Raw genomic sequence first — 20,954 nt, 5'->3', positions numbered from 1 at the left:
ACGAGTCGGCCGTGTTCGGTGGCGACGCGTTGGAGTCCGCGGGTGATTTCGGCGAAGTAGGGGTCGGAGACGTCGTGGACGATGACGCCGACGGCGGAGCGGTGGTTGCGGGCGAGTAGTTGGGCGTGTGCGTTCGGGACGTATTGGAGTTCCTCGACCGCCGCCAGCACCCGCTCCCGCAGCGCGTCGGTGACCGGTTTTGCACTGCCGTTGATGATTCGGGACGCGGTCGCGGGAGAGACTCCCGCCCGGCGCGCCACATCTGCCAAGGTGGCCATCGATCCGACCTCTCCCCGGCCGCCCTGAAGCCGGCTGCGAGTGAGGATAGCGCGAGCCGGTCCGGTCGTAAGGAAAGCCCTTGCCGAATCCGGGTTCGGACCAGTAACGTGCGCAGGAAAGCGCTTACCTATCGGTTGCTTGCGTGTCCCGCACCCCGTACCCCCGGATCGAACAGCTAGCTGGCTCGACCGCGACAGCCTGAGGAGGCAACGGCATGGCCCGTACCACGATCGGGATCGTGCTCAACGGCGTGACCGGCCGGATGGGCTACCGGCAGCATCTGGTCCGATCACTGCTCGCGATCCGCGAACAGGGCGGCCTGCCGCTGCGCGACGGCACCCGGCTCTGGCCCGAACCAGTGCTGGTCGGCCGCAGCGAGGCCAAACTCCGGGAGATCGCCGAGCGGCACGGCCTGACCGAGTGGACCACCGACCTGACCGCGGCGCTGGCCCGGCCGGACGTGCAGATCTACTTCGACTCCCAGGTGACCGCCCAGCGGGAGAAGGCGCTCCGGCTGGCGATCGAGGCCGGCAAGCACATCTACACCGAGAAGCCGACCGCCGAGGACCTCTCCGGCGCGGTCGAACTGGCCCGGCTCGCCGACGCCGCCGGCATCAAGCACGGCGTGGTTCAGGACAAGCTCTTCCTGCCCGGGCTGCGCAAGCTCGACCGGCTGGTCAAGGGCGGCTTCTTCGGCCGCATCCTGTCCATCCGCGGCGAGTTCGGCTACTGGGTCTTCGAGGGCGACTGGCAGCCGGCGCAGCGCCCGTCCTGGAACTACCGGGCGGCCGACGGCGGCGGCATCGTGGTGGACATGTTCCCGCACTGGCACTACGTGCTGGAGCAGATCTTCGGCCAGGTCAGCGCCGTGACGGCACACGCGACGACGCACATCCCGACGCGCTGGGACGAGGCCGGCGAGCCGTACGACGCGACCGCCGACGACGCCGCGTACGGCATCTTCGAGATCAACCGGCCGGGACAGGCGACCCCGATCGTGGCCCAGATCAACTCGTCCTGGGGGGTCCGGGTCTACCGCGACGAACTGGTCGAGTTCCAGGTCGACGGTACCGAGGGCAGCGCCGTCGCCGGGCTGCGCAACTGCCGGATCCAGCACCGGGCGACCACGCCGAAGCCGGTGTGGAACCCGGACCTGCCGGCCACCGAGGACTTCCGGTCCCAGTGGCAGGTGGTGCCGGACAACGAGGAGTTCGACAACGGCTTCAAGGCGCAGTGGGAGCTGTTCCTGCGGCACGTGGTCGAGGACCAGCCGTACACCTGGGACCTGTGGGCGGGCGCGCGTGGCGTACAGCTCGCCGAGCTGGGGCTGCGGTCGGCCCGTGACGGCGTACGGATCGAGATCCCCGAGCTGTCCGGCGAGCCCACCCGGTGAGCGAGTCCGTGCTGAACCGGTTCTCGCTCAACCAGGCGACCACCAAGTACTGGCCGATGGAGGACCTCGTCGCCGGCTGCGTCGACGCCGGGGTCACCCAGGTCGGGCTCTGGCGCGAGGAGACCCAGGCCTACGGCGTGGCGAAGACCGCGGCGCTGGTCCGGGGTGCCGGGCTCGCGGTGACCTCACTGTGCCGCGGCGGTTTCTTCAACACCCCCGACTGGTACGACGAGAACCGTCGGGCGATCGACGAGGCGGCGACGCTCGGCGCCCCGGTGCTGGTGCTGGTCTCCGGCGGGCTGCCCGAGGGCAGCCGGGACCTGGACGGGGCACGGGCGCACGTCGGCGACTCGATCGGAGCGCTGGTGCCGTACGCGCTGGACGCCGGGGTCCGGCTGGCGATCGAGCCGCTGCATCCGATGTTCTGCTCCGACCGTTGCGTGGTGGCCAGTCTCGGGCAGGCGCTCGACCTGGCCGCGCCGCACCCGGCCGAGGCGGTCGGAGTGGTGGTCGACACCTACCACCTGTGGTGGGACGACCAGGTGTGGACGCAGCTCGACCGGGCCGGTAGGGAGGGGCGGATCGCCTGCTTCCAGCTCGCCGACTGGATCACCCCGCTGCCGGAGGGCGTGCTGCTCGGGCGCGGCCTGCCCGGTGAGGGCTGCGTCGACCTGCGCCGGTTCCGGGAGGCGGTGGACGCGACCGGTTTCACCGGTCCGATCGAGGTCGAGGTGTTCCACGCCGAGGTGTGGGCGCGTCCGGGCCGCGAGGTGCTCGACGCGACGCTCTCCGGTTACCTGACGGCCGTCGGATAGGACAATCGCGCGCCGCTCGCGGCCGAGCATGATCGTCGTGACATGACCTGGCCCGAGCCGACGCGGCGGAGGAGGATGGGCACATGGACCGGTCCACCTTCGTGTACGACGGCGACTGCGCGTTCTGCACCACGTGTGCGGAGTTCGTCAGTCGACGCATCCCGACCCGCGCTCGGGTGCTGCCGTGGCAGTTCACCGATATCGACGCGCTCGGCCTGACCGTCGCGGAGTGCGATGCCGCCGTCCAGTGGGTTGGCGCGGACGGTGTCCGGGCGGCCGGTCCCGATGCCATCGCCCGGCTGCTCGGTGACAGCCGGCCGGTGTGGCGGGTGTTGGGCCGGCTGCTTCGCCTCCCCCCGGTACGCGCGATCGCCTGGCCCACGTACCGCTGGGTGGCCCGCAACCGGCACCGCATGCCCGGCGGCACCGCCGCCTGCTCGCTGCCCCAGGCCGTACGCGAGGAGCGTTACGGCCCGACCCCCCGCTGACCCTGCGAGACGCGACCGGCCGGACACCTGTGGGTGTCCGGCCGGGATGCGGGTGTGCCGGGGGCGGGCGGCTGTTCGGCCGTCCCGGGTGCCGGTCAGTGCTCGTGGTCGGCGAGCTGCTTGCGTACGTCGTCCATGTCGAGCTGCTGGACCTGCTCGATCAGCGACTCCAGAGCGGTCTCGGGAAGCGAGCCGGGCTGGGAGAAGACGATCACGCCGTCCCGAACCGCCATGATCGTCGGGATCGAGCGGATCTCGAACTTGGCGGCGATCTCCTGCTGGGCCTCGGTGTCGACCTTGCCGAAGACGATGTCCGGGTGCTTCTCGGACGAGTTTTCGTAGACCGGGGCGAACCGCTTACAGGGGCCACACCAATCTGCCCAGAAGTCCACCAGAACGGTGCCCTCCGAGCTGGTCACCTCGTCGAAGTTGGCTGAAGTCAGCTCAACGGTCGCCATTGAACTCTCCGTTCACGGGTTGAGACCTACGACTGCTTGAACCTGTTCACCCGTACTGGAATTCCCGGTCGCCGTACGCCGAAACGCCCAGCGTGGCCAGGGTCACCCGGATCCACCCCAGTGAAGAGGGCCGATCCGGCCGATGCGTGCGGTACCGGGCACCATCGACGCCGGTCGGTGCCTTGGGGTGCGGGGTCGCGAAATAAAGAAAACTAACTAATCACTCAGAGTGACGGGAGCGCTTCCAGTCAAACCTGTGCCACGACCTGCGGTGATCCGACGATCACGCTATTGATGAGGGGTAATCGGCATGATGACCATCGGTCACTGCAACATCAACTCTCACGTAAAGTAGTGTTGCGAAAAAGTAACTGTGACCTCTGTCTCTGTTTCGACTCTTCTGCGTACCGCCGTCATCGGGCAGAATCTCTCCTATCAGAGCGTGGGCGGCGGGTGCCGGGGAGGGCCCCGCCGCTCATTGCGTCCGGCCCCGTTTCTGATCCGGGGCCCGACCCTGCCCGGCGGACAAGGTCCGCCGTTTTCTGTACCGCAAGACCTCATACCTCTGCTCCGGCGGTCATATGCTGGCGCCGGGAGGTCCCCCATGAACCACTCCTCGCCGGGTGAGCCGCCGGCCGCCGGTCAACCGACCGGGCGAGCGCCCACCATGGCCTACTCCACCGACGAGTGGAAACTGCTCATCCGGCTGCCGGGTCGGGTGCTGGTGGCGGCGACCTCGCCCCGGCCCGCGAGTCCGCGCCACGCGGTGCTCGAAGGGCTGGCCGGCCTGGAGGGCATCGCCGCCGGGCGGGCGTTCGACAGCGATCTGGTCCGGGCTGTGGTCGCGGCCATCTACGCCGAGCCCGACGACACGCCGCTGTACGCCGGAGTCCGCCCCGCACCACCCCCGGTGCACACCTCGTCGCCCGTTCACCCGCCCGCGCTCGTCACGGAGCCGAACGCGGTGCAACGGGCCGATCGGCACGACCGGTTAGCCGGGCTGCTGGTCTCCTGCCAGGCTGCGGTCGAACTGCTCGGCGACCGGGCCGACCCGGCCGACTCGGCGGCGTACCGGCAGTGGGTGCAGTCGGTGGCCGCCCGGGTGCGCCAGGCGGCCCACCCGGTGGACCGGCACCTCGGTACGGCGGGGGAGTGGCTGCCCGACGGCGCCGGTGGTTTCCTCGGCCGGCTCGGCACCGCGTTGGGCCTGCGCTGAGCGCGTCGCCCGACGGGCCGTACCCTCTGCAGATCGTGGAAGGTGCGGCCCCGGTGGGCGACGAGTCGGAGGTCGGCGTCGGCCCGTGGCCGGGTGACCTGCCGACCGACCCCCGGTACGACCCGGAACTGCTCGCCCAGGGCGACCGGCGCAACGTGGTGGACCGCTACCGGTACTGGCGACAGGAGGCCGTCGTCGCCGACCTGGACCGGCGCCGGCACACCTTCCACGTGGCGATCGAGAACTGGCAGCACGATTTCAACATCGGCACCGTCGTACGCAACGCCAACGCCTTCCTCGCCGCCGAGGTGCACGTGGTCGGGCGGCGCCGGTGGAACCGGCGGGGCGCCATGGTGACCGACCGGTACCAGCATGTCCGGCACCACGAGACGATCGAGCAGTTCGTCGACTGGGCGCGCTCGGCCGACCTCGTGGTGATCGGGATCGACAACCTGCCCGGCTCGCGCCCGCTGGAGACGGTCACCCTGCCGCGGCGGTGCGTACTGCTCTTCGGTCAGGAGGGGCCGGGCCTGTCCGATCCGGCCCGTGCCGCCTGCGACCAACTCTTCTCCATCGCCCAGTACGGGTCCACCCGCTCGATCAACGCCGGGGTGGCCAGCGGGATCGCCATGCATGCCTGGATCCGGGCGCATGCCGCTCCGCCGCCGGAGGAGCATTCGTCCGGCTCGCCCGGCTGACCGCTGCTCCGAGGCAAGTTGACCGAAAAGGCCGGTTCGCTTGACTACGGGGTGCTGTGGCGTGGACTGTAGTTCGTGTGAGTCTTGCGGTGAGTTGTCCGAGGTGTGGCGGCGAGGTGGCGCCGCCCGACCTGATGCACACCGACTGGCGCTGCGCGGACTGCGGCCCGGTGCCACCCCTGCACACGGCCGGGCACGTCGGGCCGGAGATCGTGCAGAGCGCGACCGCCCGGATCAGGGACACGCCCGAGCTGGCCGGTGCTTCCCCGATGCCGCTCTGGTGTCCCTGGCCGTTGCCACCCGGATGGGTGATGACCGGTGCGGTCTGGGCCGGTGACGATCGTACGGGTGTGCGAGCCACCGCCGTGGCGTGCAGCGGACCCGCCCCGCTGGGCGGTGGACCGGCGGACATGATCCTGGTGGCCGAGGAACCCGGCGTCGGGCTCGGCACCCGGTTCGCCGGCATCGCCGGTCTCGACCCCGGCGCGCTGCTCGCCGACGTCATGACCGATGAGCTGCCCGGACACGCCGAGCACCCACCACATGCGAAGGTCCGGGCCGACGGGCATCCGACTCCACTTTGGTCGGTCAAATCTCCGACAGACCGCAGCGCGCACGTCGGCGAAGCTCGGGGACGGTGGCTATATGCGATAACCTGGCCGTCGAGCGCGGGCTACCTCCTCGCGGAAGATGTCGTGCTACACGACTTGACCGAGTGGATGCCGCCCGAGCTGGTGTACGGCGCGCCATCTCCGTACCTGCACGGTCTGGTCTAGACGACCAACCCGGGCCGGTCCGAAAATGGCACAAACTTGGAATTCACGGTACGACACCTGACTGATACGCTACGTGCTGTTGCGGTGACGCCACTCGGCGCCGATGAGGGGATGGCCCGTCATGGTCAAGAAGGTCCTCACCTGGGGCGGAATCGCCTTCCTAATTTTCTTCATCGCGTTCCGACCTGACTCGGCCGCCGACGTCTTCAAGTCGTTGGGCGGCGGCGTCATGGACATCGCGCAGGGCTTCAGCGACTTCTTCGCCAGCCTCTTCGCGTAGCCGGGCATGGGCAATCCGTCCGGGCCACCCCCCGACCCCGACGATGCCGAACGCTGGCGTCGCGAGCGGGACACCGAGCCGATTCCCCGGGTCCGACCCGACGACGATCTCGGCGACGGTTCACCCTACGCGGGCTCTCCCTCCTATCCGGATGGACCGCCCTACCCGGAGGGTGCCGGTTACGACGACGAGTCACGCTCCGGCAGAAACTGGGAGCGTGACCCGGACGCCGGCTACCGGCCCCCGGACATCTCCGAAGAGGAGTTGGCCGGGCTCCGGGTGGACGCCTCGGGCATGCCGCTCGGCCCGCGCCGGGTGTTGCCGCTGGAGGACGAGCCGACCGCGCTGGTCGCGCGCTACCTCTTCCCCACCGAGCGGTACCGGGGTGAGTGGAAGCGGCACAAGATCTACCTGGCCACGCCGGTCCTGATCGGGCTCGCCGCCACCTTCGTGCTCGGTTATCTCTCCGGCTTCCTGGCCGGGCAGCAGATCGCCGGGCTCACCCTGGTCGCGGCGCTGATCTGGCTCGGTGTCATGGGCTACGTGGCGTGGAAGGTCGCGGACTGGTTCTTCGACCGCTTCATCCTGACCAACAAGCGGGTGATGGTGGTCAACGGGATCATCACCCGGCGGGTCGCGATGATGCCGCTGGCCCGGGTCACCGACATGAAGTACGAGCAGTCGCCGCTGGGCCGGACCCTCAACTACGGCACCTTCGTGCTGGAGTCGGCCGGTCAGGACCAGGCGTTGCGCGAGGTCAAGTACCTGCCCAACCCGAACGAGCTCTACCTGCGTGTGGTCGAGGAGATGTACGAGCCGCAGGCAGTGGAGGCGCGGCTCGGCAAGGAAGCCGACGAGGCCAAGGCCGACGACGGCGCGTAACTTCACGCAGTTGATCGCTTGCGGTGGGTGCGGGACTTTCCAACCGAAAATCGGAGGGAACCCGCACCCGATCGCTCTCGACTCGATGCCCTCGGCCGTGACAACCTGACGGTTGGTACAGCTTCGGGGAGGCGACAGGTGGCGGCCAGGTCAGACCTGGAAGAGGAGTTCCGCGAGTTCGTCGCGGCCCGATCCGCTGCCCTGCTGCGTACGGCGTACCTGCTGGCCGGGGACTGGGCGACGGCCGAGGACCTGCTGCAGACCGCCCTGACCAAGACGTACCTGGCCTGGAAACGGCTCGGCGAGATCGAAGCCGTCGAGCCGTACGCCCGACGGGTCCTGGTCAACACCGCGACGAGCTGGTGGCGGCGGCGCTGGCACGGCGAGCGCCCGACCGAGGTGCTGCCCGAGCGGCCGGCCCCGGACCAGATCGAGGAGCAACTGGAGCGCGACGCCCTCTGGCGGCACGTACGGACGCTCCCGGCCCGGCAGCGGGCAGTCCTGGTGCTCCGGTTCTACGAGGACATGACCGAGGCGCAGACCGCCGCAATGCTCAACATCTCGCCCGGGACGGTGAAGAGCCAGACTTTCCGGGCGCTCAACACGCTGCGGCGACGCCTCGGCGCGGAGCCGGGTGCCGAGGCGGCACTCGGCACGGAAGCGGCGATCACCGCCCGTACCGCTGCCACCGGCACCTCCGCTTCCGGATCGCCCGCCACCGGCCGGACCGAGCCCGGGGCTGCTCCGGCCCGGTCCGCGGCACCCGCGCCGCGTCGGGTGCCGGCCGTGCCGCGTACCGCTGCGGCCCGACTGCCGGTGCCGGCCGTGCCGGGGGCATCGACACCGGCGGGCCCGGCGGCCCGGGTAGAGGGTCGATGACCATGCTCGAAGATTCGCTGCGAGGCATGTTCGCCGACCGGGTCCAGTCGCTACCGTCGATCAACGATCCGGCCTCCGTCGCCATCCGTCGCGGGCGCGCGGCCCGCCGCCGCCGGACGGCCGCATCCTCGGTGGCCGCCGCGCTGGCGCTGCTGGTCACCGTCGGCGGGATCATGTCACTGCGAGACCTCTCCGGCGGCAACGGAGGCCGGGAAAGCCCGGTGATCGCCTTCAACGGCCAGCCGGACGCGGAGCCCACCGGCCCACCGGTCGAGCCCCGCCCCACCAAGGACACCGGCATCGGCCTCGACCTGTGGGCCGGCGACCGACTCTGGACCACCGACGGCCGTGCGCTGCCGCTGACCGGCGTCGGCACGGTGACCCGGATCTACCGGGTCCCCACCGGCTGGGTGTACGGCGGTGCCGGCGGGATCCGGTTCCTGCGTACGGACGGCAGTTCGATCTCGCTCAGCGGCAACCGCGACCGCTGGGTGCTGAGCCCCGGCGGCGACCAGCTCGCCTTCGTCATCGAGACCGCGCTCTACGTCGCCCGGGTCAGCGACACCGGACTCGCCGTACGGACCAGGGTCGACGTACCGGCCGGCACCTCGCCGGTGGCCTTCCTCGACCGGTCGGTGGTGGTGACCTCCGACTCCGGCGGCTTCGACGTCCTCGATCCCGCGCGGCCCTACCAGCCGCACTGGAACACCGACGTCACCGCGGTGTACGGCCCCCACGACGGTGCCCTGCGCGGGCTGGTGAGCGGGACCGGTGAGCAGCAGCCGTGCCTGGCCGAGCTGCGCTCCACCGGCACCGGCCTGGTGGTCGAGCGGACCGGCACCTGTGCGCTTGACCTGGGACGGGGCACGACCGGCGACCGGACGACCCCGGACGGCGCCTGGCTCGCCGAGAGCCGGGCGAACGACGTACGCCTGGTCGACCTGGGCCGGGCGGTGGGTGGACACACCGAAGCCGTCGCCTGCCCGGTCCGTACCACCGTCCCGCCGGCCTGGGCCGACGACCGGACCCTGCTGACCGCCGACGACCGGGGCGTGGTGCTGTGCCGGGCCGACGGCAGCCAGCAGGTCGTGCCGCTGCCGGCCGGGGTGAGCGCCCAGTGGCAGTTCGTGCCGAAGCTGACCGCTGCGCCACCGCCGCCCGCGACAACCGCCACCCCGCCACCGTCGACAAACGCGGTGGCAGCCGGCCGGTGACGACAACCCGGGATGCGGGCCGGGGCGTCCAAGCAGTGTGACCACGGGCAGGCTGGAACGGGTGCTGCGTGAGTGCCTGGCCGAGCGGGCCGGCACCGCGTCGGGAGTCGCCGATCCGCCACCGTTGGCCGCGTACCGAGATCGGGACCACGCCGACGAGCTGAGTGCGACCGTACGGCGGCGCGGCCGGAGGATCCGCCGCCGACGTACCGCCGCTGCGGGCGTTGCCACCGTGGCGCTCGTCGGCGTGCTCGGCGGCATCGCCGTGCTGCCGATCGGGGAACCGTCGGGCATCGTCGCATCGGGCAGCCCGGCCCTGCCGGTCGACGTGGTGGTGCCGGCCGGGCTGCGTACGGTCACCGGCGAACTCGTCGACCTCGCCGCGGTCGGGCCGGTGGCGCAGGCGAGCCGGACCGCGGGCGGCTGGCTGGTCGTCGGAGCGCACCCGCCCAACCGCTCCACCCTCTGGTACGTGCCCAACGCCGGCCCACCGTCGCCACTGCTGACCGGCGTACGGGCGGTGGTGGTGGCGCCGGACGGACGGCGGGTCGCCTGGCGCGACGGCAACCAACTCCTGCTCGCCCCGGTCGAGGCTGGCCGGCTCGGCCCGATCCAGCGCAGCGACGCACCGGAGCGGGTCGTACCGACCGGCTTCGTCGGTGCCGCCGTACTGCTCCGGCGCCGTCCGGCCGGCGCCGACGACCAGTACGACCTGTGGTGGCCGGACCGGGGCGCGTACCGGGTGTCCGGTGGTGATCCGGCGGTCACCGTCTACGGCCCGCTGCCGGACGGCCGTACCGTGGTCGGGCAGTTGCCGGCGGCGGACGGCGAGCGACCCTGCCTGGCCCTGCTGGACGCGGCCCGGGACCTGGCCCCGACCAGGGTGACCTGCGAACTGCCGCTGGCCCCCGGCGGGCGCGGCACGATCTCCCCGGACGGCCGCTGGCTCGTCGCCAACGGAGTCTTCGAGCACTGGTTCGGCGACCTGGCCGGTGCCGGGAACGCACCGGCCGAACTGGCCCTGGTGATCGACCTGAGCACCGTGTTCGGGTCGGCGCCGGTGATCCGCGCGGCCGGTCCGAGGCTGGCCGGACCGGTGGCGTGGACCCCCGGCGGGCTGCTGCTGCACGCCGGGGACCAGGGCCGGCTGCTCCGGGTCACCCCGGACCGGGTGCCCGGCCCCGACCCGGTCGTCGACCGGCTCCCGGTGCCCGAGACCGGGGGAAACGACCGGCTACTGGTGGTCTCCGGCTCGGCCGGCTGACCCGGGGGCCGGTGTGCCCGGCCGGCGGAGGCCGATCGTTGCCGGTCCGGCCCGCCGACCGGGGGCGGTTGTCGCCGGTTCGGGTGGCCGGGCGGGGACGTCCGGCCTGGCGGTAGCCTGGTACCAGTGATCGCGTCCGCACCGAACCCCCTGCCCACGCCCGGTCCGGACGCCCGGATCGACCTGCACACCCACTCGACCGCCAGCGACGGCACGCTCACCCCGGCGGAGTTGATGCAGGCCGCGGCGCGCGCCGGGCTCGACACGGTGGCCATCACCGACCACGACACCACCAACGGCTGGGCGTCGGCGGTCGCGGCGCTACCGCCGGGCCTGACCCTGGTACGCGGAGCCGAGCTCTCCTGCCGCTGGTACGGCACCGAGCCGTCGATCGCCCTGCACCTGCTCGCGTACCTCTTCGACCCGGACGCCCCGGAACTGGTCGCCGAGCTGACCCGGATCCGGGCCGCCCGTGAGGTACGCGCCGAGCGGATCGTCGAGTCGCTGCGGGCGGACGGGATCGACATCGACTGGCCCGACATCCAGGCGCGGGCGGCCGGTGGCACGGTCGGCCGACCACACATCGCGCAGGCGCTGATCCGGGCCGGCCTGGTCGGCAGCACCAGCGAGGCGTTCGAACCGCGGTGGCTCGGCTGGCGTTACCGGGCGCCAAAGGACGACCTGGACGTCTTCCACGCGATCCGGCTGGTCCGCGAGGCGGGCGGGGTCCCGGTCTTCGCCCACCCCCGAGCCAGCCGGCGCGGCGAGGTGGTGCCGGACTCGTTGATCGTCGAGCTGGCCGCCGCCGGGCTGTTCGGGCTGGAAGCCGACCACGAGGACCACTCGCCGGCAGAGCAGGCGCACGTACGCCGGCTCGCGGCCGAGCTGGGACTGGTGGTGACGGGTTCGTCGGACTTCCACGGCGAGCACAAGACCGTACGGCTGGGTGCGTTCACCACGTCGGTGCCGTCGTACGAGCGGATCGTGGCGGCGGCGAGCGGCGTACCCGTGGTTTCTTCGTCCTGATCGGCGGTCGCTGGCTGGTTCGTCCTGATCGGTGGCGATGACGGCGGTGGCCTCGCGCACACCGACGTGGGATAACGCGGCCGGCCAACTACCGTGACCGGGTGGATCTCAAGCTCTTCGTGGAGGTGTTCGTCACCCTGCTGGTCATCATGGACCCGCCGGGTATGGTGCCGATCTTCCTCGCCCTGACCGGACCGCTCGCCGCCCGCGACCGGAACCGGGCGGCGCGGCAGGCGGTGACGCTCGCCCTCGGGGTGATCGTGATCTTCGCGGTTGCCGGCCAGACGATCCTCGAATACCTGCACGTGTCGCTGCCCGCGCTACAGGGCGCGGGTGGGCTGCTGCTGGTCCTGGTAGCGCTCGAACTGCTCACCGGCAAGGCCGACGATCCCGGTCAGCAGACCACCTCGAACATCGCGCTGGTGCCGCTCGGCACCCCGCTGCTCGCCGGTCCGGGCGCGATCGTCGCGACCATGCTCTTCGTCCAGGGCGCCGACGGCTTCTCCGACCAGCTCGCCATCGCACTCGGCATCGTCGCGGTGATGGCCGCGGTCTGGCTCACCCTGCGGTTCTCCGGCGGCATCGTCCGGGTGCTGCGGCCCAGCGGCATCGAGGTGCTCACCCGGATCGCCGGTCTGCTGCTCGCCGCGATCGCGGTGCAGCTCATCGCCGACGCGGTCAGCGCGTTCGTCAAGGTCTTCCAACAGACCTGATCTCCGTACGCCGGGCGTCGCCGTGATCTCTGTGCCGAGTCGCGGCGGGCGGCGACGCGCGTGGCGAACGGGGATCGACCGGAGTGTCGGTGGGTGGTGGCAGGATCGGCACCGTGCGCAGACCGACCTCATCCGGTAACCGGACCCTACGCCCGCGCGGCAACCAGCCGGAACAGTTGGGCTTCGAAGGCATGCCGGAGCGGCTCTTCGTCTGCACCCCGAGCAAACTCGGCAGCTACACCGACTGCCCCCGCCGCTACCGCTACTCGTACGTCGACCGGCCGACGCCGGTCAAGGGACCGCCCTGGGCGCACAACTCGCTCGGTGCGAGTGTGCACACCGCGCTGCGCAACTGGTACGCCCTGTCCGAGGAGAAACGCCGACCGGAGGCGCTGCCGGTGCTGCTCAAGGGCACCTGGGTCGGCGAGGGATACCGCGACGACGAGCAGGAACGGACCGCGTACCGCCGGGCCCTGCAGTGGCTGGAGTCCTACGTGGACACCCTGGAGCCGGGTGTCGAGCCGCTCGGGGTGGAACGGGTGGTCGCGGTCAAGACCTCGGTACTGGCGTTCAACGGCCGGACCGACCGGATCGACGCCCGGACCGGCCCCGACGGGCCCGAGCTGGCGATCGTCGACTACAAGACCGGCCGTACGGGTCTGGACGTCGACGACGCCCGCGGCTCGCAGGCACTCGCGCTCTACGCGTACGCGGCCGAGCGGGTGTTCCGCCGCCCGTGCCGCCGGGTCGAACTGCACCACCTGCCCAGCGGCACCGTCGCCGCGTACGACCACACCCCGGAGTCGCTCGCCCGTCAACTGAGCCGGGCCGAGGACACCGCCCGCGACATCATGGCCGCCGAACGGGCGATCACCGACGGCGCCGACCCGGACGAGGCGTTCCCGGTCGCACCGGGGCCCGGCTGCGCCTGGTGCGACTTCCGGCGTAGCTGCCCCGGTGGGGCCGGCGCCCCGGCCAAGGAACCGTGGGCGGCCGTCGAGCGAACCCTGCTCCCGGCGACACCGGCCGGTCCCGGCGACAACTAGTCGATCCACCCACGGTCGGCACCGTCCGGACCGGCGAGCCTCGCCGCCCGCGCCTGTGCCGCCTGGTAAATCGGCCCCTCGATGTAGCGGCGCGGGACCGCGTTCAGCGCCAACCGCAGGGTTCGCGCGCCGAGTTCGGCGGACCGGTCCGTGGTCGGCAGGCCGAGGCCGCCGTAAAGCCGCCGGGCCCAGGACGGCAGCAGGCCGAACGCGGTGCCGGCGATCCCGAAGTAGGCCAGCCGGGCGGGACCGAAACTGAGCCACAGGCGGGCCGGCCGACTCACCTTCCAGGGGATCGGCGGCGCGGTGAGGAAAAGCGCGATCTCGGCCGCGTCCCGGGTCATCCGCAGGTGCGGCCGCATCTCCCGGTAGTAGTCCGCGACGGCGGCAGCCGTACCGGGCACGGTGTCCGGGTCGAGGCCGACCAGGGCGGCGGTTCGCCGCTGTTCGGTGTAATACGTGTCGGTCTCGGCGTCTGACAACCGCAGTCCGGCCCGCCGAGCGGTGCTGAGGAACGACTCCACCTCGGCCACGTGCACCCAGCGCAACAGGTCCGGGGCGTCGATCCGGAACTCCTCCCCGGTCTGCGGGTCCCGGGCCCGCATCCTCGCGTGCAGCGCCGTCAGCCGCCGCCCGGCGGCCTCCGCCTCGGCGGTCGTGCCGTAGACGGTGGTGCCGACGTACCGGGCGGTGCGGACCAGGCGACCCCACGGGTCGGACCTGAAATTGCTGTTCTGCGCCACTCCGGCCATCGCCCGCGGGTGCAGCGCCTGTAGGTAGAACGACCGAAGCCCGGCGACCAGCAGGACCGGCTCCCGATGCACCTTCCAGGTGACCGAGTCGGGACCGAACAGTCCGAGGTCGTCGTCCGGGTTCGGCTTCGCCCGCAGGTCATCCGGGTTCATCAGCCAAGAGTGCCACCATCCGTGGCCGCCGGTCGCGGGCTCGCCCGGTCGGCGCCTCACGCTCCTACCCGTCGGCTACTGGTCGGCGCTGCGGCGCTGCTGGCAATTCGGGCAGAGGCCCCAGAACGTGACCTCGGCCTCGTCGACCTCGAAGCCGCCCGCGTCGTCCGGGTCGAGGCAGGGCGCGGACCCGTGTACGCAGTCGACGTCCGCGATCTCGCCGCAGCTGCGGCAGACCACGTGGTGATGGTTGTCACCGGCCCGTGCCTCGTATCGGGCCGGGCTGCCGGCCGGTTCGATCCGTCGGGAGAGGCCGGCCCGCGACAGCGCGCCGAGCACGTCGTAGACCGCCTGGGTGGAGACCGAGTCGAGGCGCTGGCGTACCCGTTGCAGGATCTCGTCGACCTCCAGGTGCCCACCACCGGCGAGCACTTCGAGCACGGCAAGGCGCGGCCGGGTGACCCGCAGGCCCCTCGACCGGAGCATCTCCTCGCCCGTCATGACGCAATAACAGCACGGGTACGCGGGGCCATCAAGCCGTCGCCGACCGCGGTGGTACGCGGCACACCCGCGCCCCAGGTCAGCGGCGAGTTGGGAACCGGGGTGAACCGTACCGGCTCTGCCTTCGTGTACGACTGTTGAGGGAAGCGTTCCCGATCTATGCGTACCGTGGCTCGCGGTGTGGTCGGCCGCTGGAGGAGGAAATCGTGTTCTTGGAAATCATGGGCCTTCCCGTACATCCGCTGGTCGTGCACGCCGCGGTGGTCTTCGTGCCGCTGCTGGTGCTGCTGGCGATCGGGTACGGGATCCTGCCCCGGTTCCGAGCCAAGACCGGCTGGGCGGTGGCGATCCTGGCCGTGCTCGCGCCCGCCTCGGCGCTCTTCGCCAAGCTCTCCGGCGAGGAACTGCTGGAGGCCCTGATCGCCAAGGGCTACCCGCCGCCGATCGTCGCCCAGCTCACCGAACACCAGGAGTACGGCGACCTGCTGTTCTGGTTCAGCCTGGGGCTGGGCATCGTCACCGGCCTGCTGCTCTACGTCACCAGTGCCCGCGCCAGCAGCGCCAACCTGCCCCGCTGGGTGGCGCTGGTGCTCACCGGCCTGGTGATCGTGTTCGGCGTGCTCAGCGCCGTCTACGTCTACCTGACCGGTGACTCGGGCGCCCAAGTGGTCTGGAACGGGGTGCTCTGACCCGTACCGGTCTCTTCGGCGGGCCCGCAACGGCAGCGCTCAGAACGGCAGCGGCGCTCAGAACAGCAGGCGGGAGCAGAGCAGGCACATCACCACGAGCAGGATCGCCCCGGCGATCAGTCCGATGCCGTACGTCAGCGTCCGGGCGCTTGCCTCCTGCGCCTCCAGCGCGGGCACGTTCTGCGGCGGCAACGGGCGCGGCGGCGCCGGCTGTACGTGCACCGGCGGTCGCCAGCCCGGTGCCGGCACGGCGCTGCGCGGTGGCCCGGGATAACCACCCGTCCCGGGGGCTCCCGGCGCTCCCTGCGGCGGCCCGGACACCACGCCCGGTGGCGGCCCGAAGCTCGGCGTCGCCGGAACTGCCGGTGCCGGGCCGGTCGGGCTCCCGGCGAACGGGGGTGGCGCAGGCGTGACTGCCGGAGCGGAGTACAGAGCCGACGCGGCGGGTGGCTGTCCACCGGCGCCGTCCGCCGCGGTCGTCCACGTGCTGCCGTCCGCCGCGCTGGTGTCCGCTGGGTTCGTCGGTGTGTTGCGTTGCGCCGCGACGGTGTCCGGCGGAGTCGTCGGTGTGTTGCCGGGCGCTGCCGGCACGGGTGCGTTGCTGCCCGCCTCGGTCGCCGCCGGTGTGCCGGGGAGGTCGGCCGGCGGTGTTTCCGGCGAGCCGGTCGAGGGCTCGGCCGGCCGCCGCCAGAAGCTGTCGTCGATGGGCTCGTCGCTGGGGGAGGTCACGGCGTTCGACGCTACCCGAGCCATCGAGCCATGAGCCGGCGCACGCCGGGGCACGTTCCCGACCGGTGGGTGGGTTCTCGGTCGGTGGGTAGGCTACTGAGCGTGAAAAGCGTGGACGAGCCTCGGGCGGCCGGCGCGGGCGTCGACGGCGAGCGTACGGTCGATCTCTCGGACGACGACTTCGTGGTGATCCCCGAGCAGTCGGTCGACGACACCGACCGGGGCTGGGGAGAGCGTTCGAGTTCCAACGACGAGCGGCTGCTCGCCGACCGCCCGCCGCACTGGGACTGACCCCTACGGCAGTGCCATGCCTGCCGCCACGAGTTCGCGTACGACCTCGACGAATCCGCGTACCAGTGGTGTTTCGGTCCGCCAGGCGAGCGCGACCCGGAGGGGTTTGACGTCGGTCAGGAGAGCTACTCCCGGATCACCACCGCGAAGCGGGTGCCGTCCGGCAGGGCGACCGCACGGTGCGCCTCGCCGGGCGGCAGGGCCAGGTAGAGGGCGCCCGGTCCGTCCACCGTCGGGTCGGCCGCGAGTACGCCCAGGACCAGCGCACGGGCGGCGACGAGGGCCGGTCCGGTCGATCGGACACCGTCGGTGGCGAGCAGGTCCACCCGGGTACCCGGTCGTACGACGGTGAGCGCGGCCGGCTCGGCCAGCCGGATCGGCACCCCGACCGTGCCCGCCGGCAGCGGTAACGCCGCCCCGGCCGCTGACGGTGGATCGTCCGGAGCCCCTGGATCGGCGCGCGATCGTGGATCAGCCGTCGGCCGGGGAGCGGGCGACGAGGGATCGGACGGAACGGGTGAGCCGCTCCGGGCCGCCGTTGCGGTCGCGGTGGCGCCGGGACAGGACGGATTCGGCTCGCGGGCGTAGAGCACCCCGGCGGCGAGGGTCAGCAGCAGGGCGGCCAGGGCGAGGCGAAGTGCCGTACCGCGGCGGGGCACGGTCGGCCAGCGGGACGGGGCCAGCGACGGTGCTCGCCGCGCCGGTCGGGGTGGGTTCGCCATCGGTGTGCCTCCCGTTCGACCGGGGCGCCTCGGTGCGGGCGCGTCCCGGTGGGCAGGAGGCTAGACGTACGGAAACCGGGCGCGCTGGCGCCCGGTTTCCCGTTGTGGACAACTCGGCGTGCTGTGGACAACCCGGTGTCGGGCTGTGGATCTGTTATGCGGCGCTGCTGGACGAGGAGCTGCCGGAGCTGCCCGAGCTGCCCGTTCCCGCCGTCGACTTCGATGCGCTGCCGGACCCGTTGCTTCCGCTGCTGCCGGCCCCGCCGTTGCTCGACGACGAGCCGCCGGACGAGGTCGAGCCGGACCCGGTCGAGGACTCCGACTTGGTCGACGACTCGGACTTGGCCGGGGCGGCACTGCCACCGGGGACCGTGTCGGATCCGGCCGACCGGGAGTCGGTGCGGTAGAAGCCGGAACCCTTGAAGACGATGCCGACCGAGTTGAACACCTTGCGCAGCCGCCCCTCGCAGGCCGGGCACTCGGTCAGCGGCGCGTCGGTGAACGACTGCACCGCCTCGAGCTGGTGGCCGCACGCGGTGCAGGCGTACTGGTACGTGGGCACGGACTCCTCCGGATCTTGCTTTTCGTTTGGCACTCGCCGTATTCGAGTGCCAATGGTGCGTCATCGGACCCATTCTCGTCCACCCGACGTGTCCGGCGTGACGCCCGCCCCGATCGGCCCGGCCGGCGGCACCCGCCCGGCTCAGCCGGTGGAGAGCAGACGGAACCCGTCGGACGGGGTGATCACGGCCCGTACCGGGCGGTCGTGCGGCTGCGCGGGCACCCGGTCGACCAGTTCACCGTCGTGCAGCAGGGCCACGGTCAGCACACCGGGCGCGACCCGGGCCAGCGCCCGGTCGTACGAGCCGCCGCCGCGGCCCAGCCGGATGCCGCGCCGGTCGACCGCCAGCGCGGGCACGATCACCAGCGCGGCGGTGCCGATCACGTCGGTGCCGAGCCGGGCGCCCGCCGGCTCGCGAAGCCCCCGACCGGCGGCCACCAGCGCGCCGCCGTCCGCACCGACCCCGGTGTAGCGGGCCCAGTCCAGGTCCAGGTCTGCCCGGAGCACCGGCAGCAGCAGCTCACCACCCCGATCGGGCGCGGCGAGGTCGCGCGCGTCCGGGACGGGTGCGCCCGGGACGGGTCCAGCGGGTACGGCGAGCGCTTCGAGCAGCCGATCGGGCAGGTCCGGGCCGCCGGGTTCCGAGCCGACCGGCACGTACGCGGTCACCCGGCCCGGTGCGCTGCGGCGTACCAGATCGGTCAGCTCGGCCTGGACGAGCGCGGCGGCTGCGGCCCGGTCCGGGGCCGGCAGCGCTCGGCGGCGGGCGAGCAGGACGGCCCGGAGCGCGACCTTCTCCCCGTGCGCCTCACCAGTCACTTCCGCTTCATCCGGAAAATCCGGCACGTAACACTCCTGCGGTAACTCCAGTTGCGTATGTCGGGCTGTCTCAGCATCCCAGCAACGAACGCGGAACTTCCCGGGGGAAAAAGTGACGCTGCGTGGACGGCTGACCACCGCCTTCCTCGCCGTCGTGCTCGGCCCGGTGCTGCTCGGCGCGTTTTTCGCCGGTGGAACCGTCGCCGTGGTCAACGACCATCGGTCACGCGAGCGGCTCGACCTCGCCGCCACCACCGTACGGACCTCGGTCAGCGCCCTCTGCCAGCAGCTCTACGCGGCCGCCGACGCCGTCGCGGTGGCCGTCGACCCGGCCGGCCGGACCGCCACCGCCCGCCAGGTGATCGCCCGAGGTCTCGCCGCCTCGATCCGGGTCACCGACTCGACCGGCGGCACCACCCTGCTCACCCCGGCCGCGCCGCCCGCGCCGTGGGCGGACTGCGCCGGCGGCCACCCGGTCAGCGCCCCGGTCCAGGCCCTGGCGGTACGGGTGGAACTGCGCGACCCGGCCGGCGGTTCGATCGGCACGGTCTCGGCGGCCCAGCAACTCGACCCCGGCTTCGTCTCCCGACTCGCGGCAGCCACCGGCACCGACGTCACCCTCTGCCGGGGCGAGCCGGCGCCGGGCACCGCCATGCAGAGCACCGAGCCGAGAGCGAGCCGGGACGCGGTGCTGGTCGCCGCCCGCGGGCTGGACGGGGACGCGGTCGGCGAGACCGACGGTGGCCGGTACGTACGCCGGGTCGGCCCGTCACCCGGCCAGCCACTGCCGCTGGTGCTCTCCGTACCGCCCAACCCGCCGCAGGAGATCTACGCCATCCTCGCCGGGGCGGTGCTGCTCGCCGGGCTGCTCGCCGTACTGGCGGCCTGGCGGCTGGCCCGCTCGACCACCCGCCCGCTGACCGAACTGGCGTCCGCCGTCGACCGGGTCGCCGACGGGGACCTGACCGCCCGGGTGCCGGTGAACCGGCCCGACGAGGTCGGCCGGCTCGCCCGGACCTTCAACCGGATGACCCGCGAGACCCAGTCCTACGTACACGCCCTGACCACCAGCCGGGATCAGCTCCGGGGCCATCTCGCGCTGCTCGGCGACACCCTGGCGAGCACCCACGACCTGAACCGGATCCTCCAGGTCATCCTGCAGACCGCGCTGGTCGCCACCGGGGCACGGGCCGGTCTGCTGCTCCTGCTCGACCCGGACAACGGCACCCTGGTCGGCCAGTGTGCCGAGGGACTGGACGGTCTGCCGGGAGCGGATCCGGGCGCGGTACGGGTGCCGCTCGGGTACGGCGTACTCGGCACGGTCGCCGCCACCGGGGAGCCGCTGCGCGGCCGGATCGACCGGGACGGGCCACCCCGCTCCGGGTACGAACCCAACTGCCGGACGTACGTGGCGGTGCCGTTCGCCGCACCCGGCTCGGCCGGTCCGCCGCCGCACCCCGCCGACCCGCTCAACCCGCCGCCGGCCGCCGCCACCGTCGGTGTGCTGGTCCTCTACGACCGGCACGGCTCCGACGACTTCGACGACACCGACCTGGTGACCCTGCGCAGCTTCGCCTGCCACGCGGCGGTGGCGGTGGACAACGTACGGGTGCACGAGGAGGCGCAGCGGCTGTCCCTGACCGACCCGCTGACCGGGCTGTGGAACTACCGCTACCTGAAGGAGTCGGTGCGGCGGGAGGTCGAGCGGGCCAGCCGGTTCGGTCGCATGATCAGCCTGCTGGTGCTGGACCTCGACCGCTTCAAGGAGGTCAACGACACGTACGGGCACGCGGCCGGGGACGTGGTCCTGACCGAGTTCGCCCGCCGGATCCGGGGGGTCATCCGGGAGGTCGACCTGGCGTTCCGGCAGGGCGGGGAGGAGTTCGTACTGCTGCTGCCGGAGACCGACGCGCGCGGTGCGGTCACCGTGGCCGAGCGGCTCGGCGCGGCGGTCCGGGACACGCCGATCGTGATACCCGCGCCACCGGGATCGGTGTCGGTGGCGCCCCGGGCGCTCGTCCCGGTCACCGTATCGATCGGCATCGCCGTCTATCCGCAGCACGCCACCACCGCGGCCCGGATGCTCGACGCCGCCGACGACGCGCTGTACGCGGCGAAGGCGGGCGGGCGGGACACCCACCGGGTGGCGGCGGCCGGCGACCACCCGGTGGTCCAGGAGATGCCCGTGCCGGCCGGAGCGGCGACGCCCGACGACGGACTGCCCCGGGCGGGCGGGCACCCTGGTCCGGCCGGTGGCGGCGCGTCTTCCGGGCCACACCCGCCGCGCCAGGGCCGTGGCCGATAGTCTC

The 20,954-nt window shown here is 72.3% G+C and carries 25 protein-coding genes; 17 read left to right on the top strand and 8 right to left on the bottom strand.

The genetic code is table 11. The annotated features are described in order from the left end of the window. On the bottom strand, positions 1 to 278 hold a 278-nt coding region (locus AB0J90_RS31350), incomplete at its 3' end, for a LacI family DNA-binding transcriptional regulator (RefSeq protein ID WP_363602062.1). A 215-nt stretch (positions 279 to 493) separates the two neighbouring features. Between AB0J90_RS31350 and AB0J90_RS31345 the strand changes: the two genes are divergently transcribed. The 3 genes from AB0J90_RS31345 (at position 494) to AB0J90_RS31335 (ending at position 2,975) form a co-directional block, all read left to right on the top strand. Then, the gene (locus tag AB0J90_RS31345; protein WP_363602060.1) at positions 494 to 1,672 is read left to right on the top strand and encodes a Gfo/Idh/MocA family oxidoreductase; all 1,179 of its coding nucleotides are present in this window, start codon (positions 494 to 496) and stop codon (positions 1,670 to 1,672) included. An 11-nt stretch (positions 1,673 to 1,683) separates the two neighbouring features. Next, positions 1,684 to 2,487: a sugar phosphate isomerase/epimerase family protein gene (locus AB0J90_RS31340; RefSeq protein ID WP_363602078.1), complete on the top strand. Its 804-nt coding sequence runs from the start codon at positions 1,684 to 1,686 to the stop codon at positions 2,485 to 2,487. 83 nt (positions 2,488 to 2,570) lie between these two features. After that, positions 2,571 to 2,975 (top strand): DCC1-like thiol-disulfide oxidoreductase family protein, encoded by a 405-nt coding sequence (locus tag AB0J90_RS31335; RefSeq protein ID WP_363602058.1) that lies wholly within the window; start codon positions 2,571 to 2,573, stop codon positions 2,973 to 2,975. Between the two features lie 95 nt (positions 2,976 to 3,070). On the opposite strand, the gene trxA is transcribed toward AB0J90_RS31335, so the two are convergent. Further along, positions 3,071 to 3,433: a thioredoxin gene (trxA, locus tag AB0J90_RS31330; protein ID WP_363602056.1), complete on the bottom strand. Its 363-nt coding sequence runs from the start codon at positions 3,431 to 3,433 to the stop codon at positions 3,071 to 3,073. A gap of 604 nt (positions 3,434 to 4,037) precedes the next feature. Here trxA and AB0J90_RS31325 point away from each other — a divergent pair. The 11 genes from AB0J90_RS31325 (at position 4,038) to AB0J90_RS31275 (ending at position 13,427) form a co-directional block, all read left to right on the top strand. After that, a complete protein-coding gene (locus tag AB0J90_RS31325; RefSeq protein ID WP_363602054.1) occupies positions 4,038 to 4,649 on the top strand; it encodes a hypothetical protein in 612 nt (203 codons plus the stop codon). Positions 4,650 to 4,702: 53 nt separating this feature from the next. Then, the gene (locus tag AB0J90_RS31320) at positions 4,703 to 5,347 is read left to right on the top strand and encodes an RNA methyltransferase (RefSeq protein WP_363602052.1); all 645 of its coding nucleotides are present in this window, start codon (positions 4,703 to 4,705) and stop codon (positions 5,345 to 5,347) included. A 56-nt stretch (positions 5,348 to 5,403) separates the two neighbouring features. Continuing rightward, positions 5,404 to 6,123, top strand: coding sequence for a DUF6758 family protein (locus AB0J90_RS31315; RefSeq protein WP_363602050.1), 720 nt, complete (start codon positions 5,404 to 5,406; stop codon positions 6,121 to 6,123). A 121-nt stretch (positions 6,124 to 6,244) separates the two neighbouring features. Beyond that, positions 6,245 to 6,403 (top strand): hypothetical protein, encoded by a 159-nt coding sequence (locus AB0J90_RS31310; protein WP_170208591.1) that lies wholly within the window; start codon positions 6,245 to 6,247, stop codon positions 6,401 to 6,403. Between the two features lie 6 nt (positions 6,404 to 6,409). Then, complete coding sequence (locus AB0J90_RS31305) at positions 6,410 to 7,285, top strand: PH domain-containing protein (RefSeq protein WP_363602048.1); 876 nt, start codon at positions 6,410 to 6,412, stop codon at positions 7,283 to 7,285. A 138-nt stretch (positions 7,286 to 7,423) separates the two neighbouring features. Continuing rightward, entirely contained in the window at positions 7,424 to 8,164 is a 741-nt protein-coding gene (locus tag AB0J90_RS31300; RefSeq protein WP_363602046.1) for a SigE family RNA polymerase sigma factor, read from the top strand. Continuing rightward, positions 8,161 to 9,378 (top strand): hypothetical protein, encoded by a 1,218-nt coding sequence (locus AB0J90_RS31295; protein WP_363602044.1) that lies wholly within the window; start codon positions 8,161 to 8,163, stop codon positions 9,376 to 9,378. The genes AB0J90_RS31300 and AB0J90_RS31295 overlap by 4 nt, the downstream gene beginning before the upstream one ends. A gap of 37 nt (positions 9,379 to 9,415) precedes the next feature. Continuing rightward, the gene (locus AB0J90_RS31290; protein WP_363602042.1) at positions 9,416 to 10,642 is read left to right on the top strand and encodes a hypothetical protein; all 1,227 of its coding nucleotides are present in this window, start codon (positions 9,416 to 9,418) and stop codon (positions 10,640 to 10,642) included. 129 nt (positions 10,643 to 10,771) lie between these two features. After that, the gene (locus tag AB0J90_RS31285; RefSeq protein WP_363602076.1) at positions 10,772 to 11,668 is read left to right on the top strand and encodes a PHP domain-containing protein; all 897 of its coding nucleotides are present in this window, start codon (positions 10,772 to 10,774) and stop codon (positions 11,666 to 11,668) included. 101 nt (positions 11,669 to 11,769) lie between these two features. Further along, a complete protein-coding gene (locus AB0J90_RS31280; protein ID WP_363602040.1) occupies positions 11,770 to 12,381 on the top strand; it encodes a MarC family protein in 612 nt (203 codons plus the stop codon). 191 nt (positions 12,382 to 12,572) lie between these two features. After that, positions 12,573 to 13,427 (top strand): PD-(D/E)XK nuclease family protein, encoded by an 855-nt coding sequence (locus AB0J90_RS31275; protein ID WP_363602074.1) that lies wholly within the window; start codon positions 12,573 to 12,575, stop codon positions 13,425 to 13,427. On the opposite strand, the gene AB0J90_RS31270 is transcribed toward AB0J90_RS31275, so the two are convergent. Both AB0J90_RS31270 and AB0J90_RS31265 read right to left on the bottom strand, forming a co-directional pair. After that, positions 13,424 to 14,332, bottom strand: a complete 909-nt coding sequence (locus tag AB0J90_RS31270; RefSeq protein WP_363602038.1) for an oxygenase MpaB family protein — start codon at positions 14,330 to 14,332, stop codon at positions 13,424 to 13,426. The genes AB0J90_RS31275 and AB0J90_RS31270 overlap by 4 nt on opposite strands. A 75-nt stretch (positions 14,333 to 14,407) precedes the next feature. Beyond that, on the bottom strand, positions 14,408 to 14,833 hold the full coding sequence (locus AB0J90_RS31265) for a Fur family transcriptional regulator (protein WP_363602036.1): 426 nt from the start codon (positions 14,831 to 14,833) through the stop codon (positions 14,408 to 14,410). 206 nt (positions 14,834 to 15,039) lie between these two features. Here AB0J90_RS31265 and AB0J90_RS31260 point away from each other — a divergent pair, with 206 nt between their 5' ends. Next, on the top strand, positions 15,040 to 15,522 hold the full coding sequence (locus tag AB0J90_RS31260) for a DUF2231 domain-containing protein (protein ID WP_363602034.1): 483 nt from the start codon (positions 15,040 to 15,042) through the stop codon (positions 15,520 to 15,522). Between the two features lie 57 nt (positions 15,523 to 15,579). Here the strand turns inward: AB0J90_RS31260 and AB0J90_RS31255 are convergent, their stop codons facing one another. Further along, on the bottom strand, positions 15,580 to 16,251 hold the full coding sequence (locus tag AB0J90_RS31255; protein ID WP_363602032.1) for a hypothetical protein: 672 nt from the start codon (positions 16,249 to 16,251) through the stop codon (positions 15,580 to 15,582). Between the two features lie 111 nt (positions 16,252 to 16,362). On the opposite strand from AB0J90_RS31255, the gene AB0J90_RS31250 reads away from it, so the two are divergent. Then, entirely contained in the window at positions 16,363 to 16,542 is a 180-nt protein-coding gene (locus tag AB0J90_RS31250; protein ID WP_363602072.1) for a hypothetical protein, read from the top strand. A gap of 125 nt (positions 16,543 to 16,667) precedes the next feature. Here AB0J90_RS31250 and AB0J90_RS31245 read toward each other — a convergent pair whose 3' ends face one another. The 3 genes from AB0J90_RS31245 to AB0J90_RS31235 all read right to left on the bottom strand — a co-directional run bounded on the left by AB0J90_RS31245 (position 16,668) and on the right by AB0J90_RS31235 (position 18,672). Continuing rightward, positions 16,668 to 17,264, bottom strand: coding sequence for a flagellar biosynthesis protein FlgA (locus tag AB0J90_RS31245; protein ID WP_363602030.1), 597 nt, complete (start codon positions 17,262 to 17,264; stop codon positions 16,668 to 16,670). A 154-nt stretch (positions 17,265 to 17,418) separates the two neighbouring features. After that, entirely contained in the window at positions 17,419 to 17,826 is a 408-nt protein-coding gene (locus tag AB0J90_RS31240) for an FmdB family zinc ribbon protein (RefSeq protein WP_363602028.1), read from the bottom strand. A gap of 141 nt (positions 17,827 to 17,967) precedes the next feature. Further along, the gene (locus AB0J90_RS31235) at positions 17,968 to 18,672 is read right to left on the bottom strand and encodes a 5-formyltetrahydrofolate cyclo-ligase (RefSeq protein ID WP_363602026.1); all 705 of its coding nucleotides are present in this window, start codon (positions 18,670 to 18,672) and stop codon (positions 17,968 to 17,970) included. A gap of 85 nt (positions 18,673 to 18,757) precedes the next feature. On the opposite strand from AB0J90_RS31235, the gene AB0J90_RS31230 reads away from it, so the two are divergent. After that, positions 18,758 to 20,950: a diguanylate cyclase gene (locus AB0J90_RS31230; protein ID WP_363602024.1), complete on the top strand. Its 2,193-nt coding sequence runs from the start codon at positions 18,758 to 18,760 to the stop codon at positions 20,948 to 20,950. Positions 20,951 to 20,954 lie beyond the last annotated feature (4 nt).

The sequence above is a fragment of the Micromonospora sp. NPDC049523 genome, assembly GCF_040676775.1.
Classification (GTDB): Bacteria; Actinomycetota; Actinomycetes; order Mycobacteriales; family Micromonosporaceae; genus Micromonospora_G.
The sequence above is the reverse complement of the archived record's forward strand: the minus strand, read 5'-3'. Positions and strand labels throughout refer to the sequence as shown.

Coding starts and splice junctions, on each gene's coding strand:
- AB0J90_RS31345 (WP_363602060.1), top strand. CDS start 494: ATGGCCCGTACCACGATCGGGATCGTGCTCAACGGCGTGACCGGCCGG.
- AB0J90_RS31335 (WP_363602058.1), top strand. CDS start 2,571: ATGGACCGGTCCACCTTCGTGTACGACGGCGACTGCGCGTTCTGCACC.
- trxA (WP_363602056.1), bottom strand. CDS start 3,433: ATGGCGACCGTTGAGCTGACTTCAGCCAACTTCGACGAGGTGACCAGC.
- AB0J90_RS31325 (WP_363602054.1), top strand. CDS start 4,038: ATGAACCACTCCTCGCCGGGTGAGCCGCCGGCCGCCGGTCAACCGACC.
- AB0J90_RS31310 (WP_170208591.1), top strand. CDS start 6,245: ATGGTCAAGAAGGTCCTCACCTGGGGCGGAATCGCCTTCCTAATTTTC.
- AB0J90_RS31305 (WP_363602048.1), top strand. CDS start 6,410: ATGGGCAATCCGTCCGGGCCACCCCCCGACCCCGACGATGCCGAACGC.
- AB0J90_RS31295 (WP_363602044.1), top strand. CDS start 8,161: ATGACCATGCTCGAAGATTCGCTGCGAGGCATGTTCGCCGACCGGGTC.
- AB0J90_RS31275 (WP_363602074.1), top strand. CDS start 12,573: ATGCCGGAGCGGCTCTTCGTCTGCACCCCGAGCAAACTCGGCAGCTAC.
- AB0J90_RS31270 (WP_363602038.1), bottom strand. CDS start 14,332: ATGAACCCGGATGACCTGCGGGCGAAGCCGAACCCGGACGACGACCTC.
- AB0J90_RS31265 (WP_363602036.1), bottom strand. CDS start 14,833: ATGACGGGCGAGGAGATGCTCCGGTCGAGGGGCCTGCGGGTCACCCGG.
- AB0J90_RS31245 (WP_363602030.1), bottom strand. CDS start 17,264: ATGGCGAACCCACCCCGACCGGCGCGGCGAGCACCGTCGCTGGCCCCG.